This window comes from Cohnella sp. LGH, assembly GCF_017671885.1.
Lineage (GTDB): Bacteria > Bacillota > Bacilli > Paenibacillales > Paenibacillaceae > Cohnella > Cohnella phaseoli.
In genome coordinates this window covers 8,123,365-8,134,757 of record NZ_CP072117.1, presented here as the reverse complement: position 1 = coordinate 8,134,757, position 11,393 = coordinate 8,123,365, and the positions used below count along the sequence as shown (strand labels likewise).

Below are 11,393 nucleotides of genomic sequence, written 5' to 3'. Positions count from 1 at the left end.
AAGGTTATGAAGAAAAGTTTATCTATTCTGCTTTCCTTCGCCCTGGTATTCGGCTTGTTCGCATCCATGGCATCTGCAGCCGACACTGAATTGACGGTTGCACAGAAATACCAAGCACTTGTTGATAAAGGCGTACTGAAAGGTAACCCTGACGGCGATGCTCGTCTGGACGCTAACCTGAACCGCGCTGAGTTCGCTACGATCGCTATCGCCATCTCCGGATTGGCCCAAGAGAAGCCTGCTACGGCAACTTTCTCCGACGTTAACTCCAAGCAATGGTGGTATGGCGCAATCGAAGCTGCTGCTAAAGCAGGTTTGGTTGAAGGCTACAACGGCAAATTCGATCCTAAAGCTAACGTAACAGTTGAGCAAGTGATCAAAGTTGCTGTTCAAGCTGCTGGCCTGGAAATCGACGAGAAAGCTGAAGCAGTTGAAGGTGCTTCCACATGGGCTGCTCCTTACATCAAGGCTGCTCTGGACGCTGGTCTGATCGCTACTGGTCTTGACTACAAAGCTGACGCTACTCGCGGCCAAACGATCCTTGTTGGCTACTCGGTTTATGAGAAGCTGAACCCAACTGAGCCTGCTAAGGTTTCTGTGGTTTCTGCTAAAGCTGCAGGTATCAAAAAAGTAGAAGTTACGCTTGACAAAGCGGTTGACATTGAGAAAGCTGCATTCGCTTTGAAAAAGGGTTCCGTTAACGTAACTCTTGACAAAGTAACTTGGTCCGAAGACAAGAAAGTTGCTACGCTTCCTTTGAAGGACGTTAAGATCTCCGAAGGCGAGTACACAGTTACTCTGAGCGGCGTTGAAGATATCGCTACTGCTAGCGCTAGCTTCAAAGCTGAGAAGGAAGCTGTTAAGTCTCTGGAGTTTGTAACAGCTTCTGCGGAAATCGCGTACACAGCAAACGCTAAAGTAAAAGTTGCGGCTAAAAACCAATACGATGAACTGGCATCTTTCCCTGCTTCTGATTATTCCGTATTCACAGGTTACAACGGACTTGGCGAACGTATTACTAAGGATGCTGAAGGGTACCTCTTGGTAGTACTGAATACGAATGCAACAGCAGGTACTCCTGCTACTTCCATCCTTACTCAAGGTGTTAGCCCGCTTCCGTTGACGGTTTACTTCAACGATACTCGCGTTCAAGTTAGCAAAACGTTCAAAATCGGCAACATTCCATTCGTTACAAAGATGGAGTTTGGCGATGTGCAATATGCTGGTTCCAAAACGAGCTTGACTAACGCAAGTGAAGTTGCTACTATTCCGGTTAACCTTTTTGATCAGTACGGCAACCCGATTACGAAGGATCAAAGCGTAACGCTTTCCCCTTCTAGCTTTAATGGATTCATCACTCCTCAACCGAACAAATTGAGTGTTGTAACGGATGACTTCGACAGCGATAACACGTTCGAATCCAAAGTTACATTGACTCAAAAAGAAGCCAAGTCTGGCGATTACACGCTGACCGTTTATGTTGGCGGTGCTTCCGACACGGCTACTGTAAAAGTAAGCAATGCAAAAGTTGCTACAAAGATTGGCCTGGGTGAGTTCACGGGCGTAATCGCTGAAGGCGACACTGCGAAACAGTTCTATGTTCCAGTTCTTGCATATGATGTTGAAGGAAATGAACTGACTGTAGACGAAATCGTAGATCCTGTTAACTATGCAAGAATCAAAGCTAATGTTAGCGGCAATGTCAACGCTGGTTCTACGCTGGTTCAATCCGGACCTAACAAAGGCAAAATCTTGATCAATGGCGTTACTGCTGCTGCCCAAGCTAAGCAAGTAGTATTTGTAAGCCTGAGCATTACTGAAATTGATGCCCAAGACTACAAAACGATGACGATCACAATTCAAGATCCTCGTAAACCAGAATCTCTTGCTGTAACTGGATCCTCGGATCCGAAAGCTGTTCTGGGCGCTAACTCCGACTTCACTGTTAAAGTTAGAGACCAGTATGGTGCAGATCTCCCTATCCCTACGGGCTATGTAGTTGATGTGTACTTCTTCAACACCGACGGAACTTCGGGAACTCTGCTGAAAGGTAGAGGTACTAATGCAATTGGCACAGCTGGAGTAGGTGCAACTGCAACTGCAGCAGCAGCTGTAAAACAATACGCAGCTACTGAGAACTTTAACGACGGTTTCACATTTGACACGAAGCCTGGCCAATATGGAAAAGTGCAATTCAAGGCTGAGCTTATCAAATTGGGTACTGGTGGCGCTTCAAACACAACGATTTCGACAGCAGCTCAAGCTATCGAATCGATTGACCCAACTAAGGTAGACTTAACTTACACGCTTAAAGATATGGGTAACCTGTTTGCAGTTGCTGACAGTGCATATGCGGCTGAAAATGCTGTAACTGGCAACCTTCATAAGAAGGTCGGCATTGCAGCTAAGGATTCCGCTGGCATTTCTGTAGCATTCCCTGGTGAACTGGTACAGAACGTAACGGTTTCTAACGGCGCAATTGCTGAAGTTGGTAAGGAAACTGCTGGTGTGACTTCGGAAGTACCAGGCGTTACAGCTCAAAATTACTATATCCTTGGTCAAAAAGTTGGTACGGTATCCGTTAACGCAACGGTCTACACGGCTAAGGGTGAAGTTCTTAACACGACTGGAACAGTAACGGTTAAGAATGATGCAGTAACAGTAGAGAAATTGACTACTGACGAAGGCAACAAGCAAACTACTGCTGCTACTCACAATGCTGTTGATTTGATGCCTGGTCTGAAAGCTGTTGATAACTATGGCATTGAATATACTGGTGCTAGTATCGACAACTACAAGAATTTGATCGGTATCACGTATAGCATCAGCAACATCAAAGGCGGAACGGTTACTCTGAATGCGAGCAACCAGATCGGCATCGGTGCAGGTGTAACTGAGTTCGTTCTTACAGCACACGCACCAAATGGTAAGACAGTATCCGTACTGGTTTACCTGTAAGAAACTAAATAAAAAAGACTGTCAAGCTTAGCTTGACAGTCTTTTTTTATTGCTCATGCGCAACTTATCTATTCTACAAAACGTTTATATTAGTAAGAAGATATCGTTGGTAGGAGGATGAATACCATTGAAAGCTAAGATCAATGCGCTTTTGCTCATGCTTGCACTTCTAATGTTAGTAAGCAATGTGCAGCCGACAGTTCATGCAGAAAGTACGAAAGAAAATAGTGTGAAGGTTTTGGAACCGACCACACTAGGGAATGTAAAACTCAAGGCGAATGTAAATGCGAAAATCAGTAATTTGTTCGTATTGCCGGCGAATACGAACCAGATTGTGTCGTTAACACTCACAATTACTAATAACAGCAACTCTGAGCTCAACTTTCTTGATTATTGGGTAAAAGTTACAACAAAGAATGGATCTAAGTTAAATCTACAAATGGTTGATTCGAATATTAAGAGTGTCGCGGCAAGGTCAAGCCGTAACATAGATTTCGTAGGAACTGCAGGGGCCTCCATTAAAGCAAGCGATTTGGTCATTCAAATTATTCAGTGGGACTTCTCCGCTAGCAATTACACAAAAGTATTGGGTAAAATAAGCGTTCCGAGCAACTATAATATGTCGACACCTTCTACACAAGCACGCAGGGTCATCAATGAAGACATGAAAGCTGTCTTTCAAGTAAAACAAACTACAACTGGGGTAAGTGAAAAGTATTACATACCTCAGATCAATCTATCAATAAAAAATGAAGGTAACCGTTCGATTACGTTGCCAGATTACCAATTTTATGTTATGACATCAAACCAACTCATGTATCCACTGAATGCATCAGATGTTAAGGGGACTGAACTCGACCCATTGATGGATAAAGAGTTTTTACTGACTACGACAATACCGATTTCTGTTGAACAGAGAAATTGGAAATTGGTGATTGTAAATCCGAAGAATGAGGGCAAAGATAAACAAGGAATAGCAATGTTTAATTTGGTAAGTTCTCAGATCGATACAGGTGAAGTAAAAGGAAAATACTATACAATTACAACGGCTAAGGGCATCTATAACGTTAAGCTTAACTCACTAAATCGATTGCCGATTGAAGATGAAGACCTTATTATTGCTAATCTGACAATCGCCAATACGACAAAAGCCTCATTGCCATATCCAAATTTATCTGCAAAATATCTTTTTAATTCATCGATCGAAAAGTCAGCTTCGGTCACAAGCAACAATAAAGTTATTTCTATTCCTGCAGGGGCTTCATCTAACATTCAGATCGTAACAAAGGTGCCATATACGTTTGATATTGATAAGCTCAATGTTGTTTTACAACAGAAAGAAACAACTCAAGGTACGAACGAGCAGACGACAGATCTAGTAAAATTTGCACTTAAGGCAAATTTTGACCCGATTCCAATGGTTACAGCAACAGGCGGATTCCAGATAGAAGATATAGGCTATCGATCGGCAGTTTCCGTCAAGGAGCAGAATGTATTTGAGGGTTCTTCAGCTAATCTCCTTGTTGCCAAGCTCGAAGTAAAGAATTTAGAAAAGCGTCAAGCCTCCATGAAATCGTTAGCGGGGTATTTCGAGAAGCCAGACGGGAATGTCTATCCGGCAAAGTTTGCAAATGTGTCGCAAAAATTAACTACTGGCGGTTCAGCAATCGTGTACGTTACAAGTCTTATTCCTAAAGGAGTTGACGTAAAAGATATCAAGCTGGTAGTTGGTAAAGCGCTAACTGAGCAGAAAGCGGAGGGTGGACAGAACACAGATCCAACCGAACAGTTAATTGGGTACATCGACCCACATGTGATGGCATTGCCTACGGCTAAGGAAGTTCAAGATAATATGCAAAAATTGGCCTTAGCTCCTTTTGAATTTTCCATCACTCGTATTGGTACACAAACCCGGTTTGACAAAAATGAAATAACGATGGGCTTTGATTATACTCTATCAAGGGATCTACTCACAAAGGCAAATACGAAAGATCATAAAATTGTTATCGAGATTAAGGACGAGACTCATAATTATTCTTTCTCGCGGGAACTTTCTTTGCCTAATGAAGACGGAACAACAAATGGAGAAGAAAATACAGCGTTAAAATTTGGAAACAATACCCTTAATTTAGCTCCGTGGTACGATGAGCAGTTTGTCAGTCTGATTCGTGTACTGAAGGACTTCAGACTCAATGTGTATTATCAAGTAGAGCCTGGTTATAAGACTCTTATTGCAACACAAACGATTCCTTGGTATGTTGACAGAAAACTGAATTAGTAGGCGCTGGCCGCTCCGCTTCGATTGATGCGGGCGGCTTTCCTATTGGGAGCAAGTCGACAAGATTAGCAAATCTTCAGCAACGAAAGACACGCAGCTAACTGATAATGTGTTAAACTAGAATAATAGAATTCTCATAATTGGAGAATACAGGATGGATAAAATGAAAGCGATGGAGGCAATGAATAGCGTAAGAATACGAAAGATCGGCAATGTGGCAGAAAGCCGTCTCCGTTCCAATAGGATGGTTGTTTGGCTCAATCAGATTTTTCACCTCGCCGAGTATATTGGATATACAGTAACTTTTTATTTGCTGATGGCTATTCGAGTGGTACCGGAGTATCCGGGAACTTCGCGTTTAAACCCCTTTCAATGGGGACAGACGGTTCTCGTGTTGGATGAATATATGCTGTTCTTGGCAATTTTTCTGTTTATTCACATTTTTACAAGGGTACAGTTCGAACTACATAATGGTCAAGGGAATACGTTATGGGAGTCGTTTGTTCAACGATGCCGGTCTTCCATTCATGCAGTTCTTTTGACGCTGGGAATTACCTTTTTGTTAAAAACGACATTTTTATACTCGCGTGTTACTCTTGTTTTATTCCTTATAATGATTGTTACAGAAGCTGCTGTATGGGTTATGACGAAAAAATGGCTACTTGGAATATTGAACAAGCGCGGGATAGCGATCAAGCGCGTTCTGATCGTCGGGGCGGGAAAAGTTGGACTGGAATTGGCGGAGAAAATGTCCGCAAGACCGGCAGAAGGATTCCGGCTAATCGGTTATTTGGATGACAATAAACAAGCGGATTGGGTTGTAGGTAAAATTTCTGATCTGGAGAAGGTGCTTAATAAAAGTAGAGTAGATATTATCTATGTCACTATTCCATCGGAGAAGCCACTTGTTGAGAAGCTTCTAACTTCCATCTATAAGTATGATGTCGATATTCGCATCATTCCGGAAATGTTTGATCGGATATCTGGCGTCTTTACATTTAGCAATGATTCGAACTATCCATGCTTGCAAATTGTGAAGACTCCGTTGCGTGGGTTGAATATCATATTGAAGAGAATAGCAGATGTGGTTGGAAGTATGTTTTTGCTGCTAGTTGGTTCCCCGATTTTCTTGCTTTCGGCTATTGTGATTAAGGCAGAATCGAAGGGGCCGGTATTCTACCGCCAAGTTCGGGTCGGTAAGCACGGTCGAACGTTTCGCATGATCAAATTTCGATCTATGTATGAACAAGCTGAGAAGATGCAAGATCAATTAGCACAAAGAAATGAGGTTAAGGACGGACCTGCGTTTAAGCTCAAAGATGATCCGAGAATTACTAATGTTGGACGCTTTTTACGGAAGTATTCGATTGATGAACTTCCTCAGTTGATCAACGTATTAAAAGGAGAAATGAGTCTAATTGGGCCTCGGCCACCTCTTCCGCGAGAGGTTGAACTATACTCGGACTACCACTGGCGGAGAATGGATGTGCTCCCAGGAATGACAGGACTGTGGCAAGTTAGCGGGAGAAGCGATTTGGATTTCAAACAATGGATTGACCTGGATATTTATTATATAGAGCATTGGAGCGTTTATCTGGAACTGAAGATACTTATAAAAACAATTCCTGCTGTTTTAAAAGGGGAAGGCGCATATTAAGGGAGTGTCCGGTTTGAAGAAGCGAAATCAGGTTGGCGCATTGGAAATATTCGCTTGGTTGTGGTTGTCAGCCTTATTTATTCTTAGTCTGACAACAAAAGGGATATTTAATGGACTAAGTCTTCATTCAAGTTTAATCAATCTTACTTATGAACCTCCCATTCTGTACAGCTTACTGATAAGCTTTACTGGCTGTCTATGGGTCGCAATTCATTTTCTTAAGAAAGATTATGAGCTTCAACACAGGGACATCTACACTCTTGCAGGGGTAGCCCTCGGAATCGTATATGTTGTAAGTAGTATGAATTCTGAAAGCGACTATATGATGAAGCATAGTATATGGTTTGGTTTTATGATTGCGGTCTTATTCATTGCAGGAACATTTGTCGCGGGTTACCGCCGACTCGTTGAATATTTTCCGCGGCTGTACATTCTGTTCGGCTATCTGGTTGTTGGTTATGGTTTTCTAAATCTGTTCGGCAATGTCTACCTTAATGATGCTCTTTCCATGAACGAAGGAGTTAGAATATCTTCTATTTTCCAGTATCCGAATGCTTATGCAGTGCTGCTTCTAACCTTGTGGATTGTTTTGTTGACGAAAGTGATAGAGGTACAGACTAAGTGGGCTCTCCTAAGCCATGGTTTCATGCTCGTGCCAGTGATATTGTCCTTCTTACTGACTCTCTCCAGAGGGGCCGTATTTATTCTGCCGATTATTGCAATCGCTACGTTGTTGCTCTTTAGGTTCAGGGAACAACTTAAGCTAATATTATATTCAGTTGTTCCACTGATCCTAGCTTTGTTGGTTTACAGCCCATTGCAAAATGCGGGGGAAGAAACTTTTCAGCGTATTCAAAGTGCCAAAGCAGCAGCCGTTGTGTATGAAACAATTTCTTTCTTTTCCAATCAGTCTCTCCCCCATTGGTTACTGCTTATCGCTGCATCGGGGGTATCAGCAGCAGCTATTTATTTCTCAGAACGTTGGTTGGGACCCAAAATAGATAAACTGGCGGAAAAGTGGAACTCGTCCAATATCGGAGTATTCATCATGCCTGCAATAACGCTTGTTTTGACATTGATCGGAGCCTTGGTCGTTGCAATCCCAGCAATCAACAAGCTTTTGCCCGAAGTGATTCGAGCTCGAGTCGGCAACATTAGCTGGGAGACCCATTCCGTTTATGAGCGACTCACCATGTATAAGGATGCCCTTAAGATCTGGGCGGAAAACCCAATATTCGGATCGGGACGCGGGGCGTGGGAGTCATACTATGAGCAATATCAATCCTATGCTTATTTAAGCGCTCAACCTCATAGCTATCTCTTTCAACTGCTAGTGGAAACTGGTCTGGTAGGGCTAATCGTATTCTTGGGGGTTGTTGTGACAACCTTTGTGCACTATATTAGGAAACGCCGTCAACTTGCTGAATTCTCTACAGCTAGTGTTTTTTACTATATCGTTCCGAGTACGATTCTGTTGCATTCGTTGATTGATTTTGAGATGAGTTACTTGTTCTATACATTTATTGTATTCTTCTGTCTAGGTGTTTTGGCTGGTATGCATAATGGAAAGTTAAAGATTCAAATCACCAAGCGCGGGCTTAACAAAGTGAAGTGGACAGCGGCAGCTTCCCTATCAGTGGTTGGTGTTATCGTTTTTGTTTTTGTTGTAAGGCAAATGTATGCACTTGAAAAGTTCAACAAGGCCCAGGCGGCTTTGGAAAGCCAAAGGGCGTTTGCGACAGTTCAGGCGGAACTGACTGCGGCTCTGGACGTATCTCCAAATCATCCTGTAGCGCTCTATCAAGCGACGGTTCTGAATCTGCAGGTGTTCGATCAAACTGAAGATCCTGCGTATCTCGAGAAAGCGAGCAGCTACGCAGAGCGCTTAAATCAGCATGAGAGAAGATATCGTGAGATAGTGGATTTAAATTACTATATTGCGCTAAGGAATAACGATTCTGAACGCGCTTCTGAAATTTTGCTAGAAAAAATTAATGATTATCCCTTTGACACAGCTTTGTATGAGTTGACGGCTAAAGAACTATTGAGACAGTACGAGGCGCAGCAGTCGGCTACTGATTCTGGTAAGTTAGTTGAACTGGCGCAACAGATCGAGCAGCTTTATTTAAGGATGGAGAAGCAAGAGCAGATAATACGGGAGCTGCCGGAGACGATTGAACTGCTCAGGCCCTTCCAAGTTACGAATGTTGTTCGGTCTGCATATGAAAAAGTAAAGCCACGATAGGCAAAAGAGTAAAGGGAGGTGAGTGTCATCCGAGTTTCAGTCATCATTCCGACCTTAAATGCTACCCAGTATATAGAGAAGTTAATTTATGGATTAAAAAGTCAATCTATCCAACCACATGAAACCATAGTCGTAGATTCCTCATCTACGGATCAAACGGTCGATATTGCCAAATCATTGGGTGCCATTGTGTTAACGGTTAAGCAAGAAGAGTTTGATCACGGCGGTACAAGAAATTTCGCAGCTTCACATGCAACGGGAGATGTTCTTCTGTTTCTTACGCAGGATGCTATGCCGCACAATGTGTTCTTCATCGAAAATCTGATTAAACCATTGCAGGATGAACAAGTGGCGGCTGCGCACGGAAGGCAAATATCTTTGCCGGGAACTCAGTTTTTGGAGAAAATTACCAAAGAGTTCAATTACCCGCCACAGTCGTTTTACAAGTCTAAAGAGGATATACAAAGATATGGGATCAAGACATTTTTCTTCACAAATGTCTGCTCAGCTGTTAAGACCTCTGTATTCTATAAAGTGGGGAAATTCCCTGAGCCGATCATTGTAAGCGAGGATATGATGCTTTCCGCAAAATGTATACTGGCTGGTTATAAGGTGGCCTATGCAGCAGATGCTCAGGTAGATCATTCGCATAATTATACGTTGCGGCAAACTTTCAAGAGATATTTCGACATCGGCGGTGCCCTCGGCATGAACCGCTGGATACTAGATTACACCTCTGCAGAGGGCCAGGGAGGCCAGTTGCTTAAATCACAAGTTCGCCAACTCATTCGACCTAATAATTGGCGGTGGATCCCCTTGTGGATCGGGGAGTCCATAGTCAAATACATCGGGTATAGATTAGGACTACTCTATCATACACTTCCAAGAAAAATGCGTAGAGGAATGAGTATGCATCCGGGATTCTGGGATCGACGTGAAAATACAAACACAATAATGAGGTGAACGTCTTGAAGAAGCATACATTAAAGTTTATTTCTATTATCGTGCTGGTGGTCGTTGTAGGAGCGATCGGTTGGTATCAATCCGCTCAGGCAGATGGCTCTTCTACTCCAGGTAATATTGATGATCCAATCGTAACGAAGAGTTATGTGGATCAAGCCGTAGCTAAATTAGTTAAAGCGGAGCTCGACAAGAAAACAGGCGGCAAAGAAAGCGGTTCGGCAACGCTTGAAGTTGTAACGCTCCCATGGGGCAGCAAGCTCATTGTGGAAGATGGAGCTGAGATTATTGTGCGGTCCGGGAAAGCCGTTGCCTACAGTTCCGATAAAAACGGCTTATCCGATCTAACAGACGGACTTGACATCGCTCCAGGGAAGCCGCTAGCTAATAATCATCTCATCCTTGCTCCGAGGGGGGGCAGGGGCGTAGAGGCGGATCCTAAGCAGGCAAAAGGATTGATTGTTTTGGTTCGTGGGGGGTATAAGGTGGAGTAGGACAAAGAAATCCTGTGCTAGGAATAGCTTATGAGAAGCTATTTACATAAAAACTGCTTAGTAAAGGACATGACTGTGAATCCAAGGAGCTTACAATGAACTCGCCCCAAAATGAAGTTTATAGACATCATTATAAAATTACGGTCTCGGATCGTAGACAAATGAACCAGCATAAAAGCTGCGTCCTGTGGTTGACAGGACTCTCCGCTGCAGGCAAGTCAACTATTGCTAATGAAGTCGAGAAACGTTTGTTTGAGCGAAAAGTTAGCGCGTACGTTCTAGACGGTGATAACGTTCGACATGGTTTGAATCGCGATTTGGGCTTCAGCCCTGAAGATCGCAAAGAGAATATTCGACGTATCGGGGAAGTAGCCAAGCTGTTCGTAGATGCGGGCTTGTTTACGATTGCTGCCTTTATCTCTCCCTACAGAGAGGATAGAGAGATGGTGAGAGATATGTTTGCTGCTAACGAATTTATTGAAGTCTATGTCAAGTGTGATGTAGCAGAATGTGAGCGTCGTGATCCTAAAGGATTGTACAAGCGTGCAAGAGCGAAAGAAATTAAGGAATTTACAGGTATCTCTGCTCCTTACGAAGTTTCTTCATCACCTGAAATTATGTTGGAAACAGATAAACAATCCATCGAAGAATCTGTACAAACTATTATGGATTACTTGGAGAAGAACCAGTACATAGACTGTACTGTTGACGTTTGATGACACTCCATTAAGGCTTCGGAGGCCGATAAGTAATTTATTTGCGATTAAGTTGACCAGTGTTGTTACCCACGCATTATTTGTC

At 43.0% G+C, this 11,393-nt stretch carries 7 protein-coding genes; all 7 read left to right on the top strand.

The features are described 5' to 3' along the window. Positions 1–6: 6 nt before the first annotated feature. The 7 genes from J4772_RS33525 (at position 7) to cysC (ending at position 11,308) form a co-directional block, all read left to right on the top strand. A complete protein-coding gene (locus tag J4772_RS33525; protein WP_209073198.1) occupies positions 7–2,958 on the top strand; it encodes an S-layer homology domain-containing protein in 2,952 nt (983 codons plus the stop codon). Between the two features lie 127 nt (positions 2,959–3,085). Continuing rightward, positions 3,086–5,236 carry a hypothetical protein gene (locus J4772_RS33520; protein WP_209073197.1) on the top strand — a complete coding sequence of 717 codons (2,151 nt, stop codon included), beginning with the start codon at positions 3,086–3,088 and terminating at the stop codon, positions 5,234–5,236. A 154-nt stretch (positions 5,237–5,390) separates the two neighbouring features. Then, complete coding sequence (locus tag J4772_RS33515; RefSeq protein WP_209073196.1) at positions 5,391–6,893, top strand: sugar transferase; 1,503 nt, start codon at positions 5,391–5,393, stop codon at positions 6,891–6,893. 13 nt (positions 6,894–6,906) lie between these two features. Beyond that, positions 6,907–9,138: an O-antigen ligase family protein gene (locus J4772_RS33510; protein ID WP_209073195.1), complete on the top strand. Its 2,232-nt coding sequence runs from the start codon at positions 6,907–6,909 to the stop codon at positions 9,136–9,138. Positions 9,139–9,156: 18 nt separating this feature from the next. Then, positions 9,157–10,101 carry a glycosyltransferase family 2 protein gene (locus J4772_RS33505; protein ID WP_247740925.1) on the top strand — a complete coding sequence of 315 codons (945 nt, stop codon included), beginning with the start codon at positions 9,157–9,159 and terminating at the stop codon, positions 10,099–10,101. Next, positions 10,098–10,592 (top strand): hypothetical protein, encoded by a 495-nt coding sequence (locus J4772_RS33500; RefSeq protein ID WP_209073194.1) that lies wholly within the window; start codon positions 10,098–10,100, stop codon positions 10,590–10,592. Before J4772_RS33505 ends, J4772_RS33500 begins: the two co-directional genes overlap by 4 nt. A gap of 95 nt (positions 10,593–10,687) precedes the next feature. Further along, entirely contained in the window at positions 10,688–11,308 is a 621-nt protein-coding gene (gene cysC, locus J4772_RS33495) for an adenylyl-sulfate kinase (RefSeq protein ID WP_209073193.1), read from the top strand. The last annotated feature ends 85 nt before the right edge of the window (positions 11,309–11,393 follow it).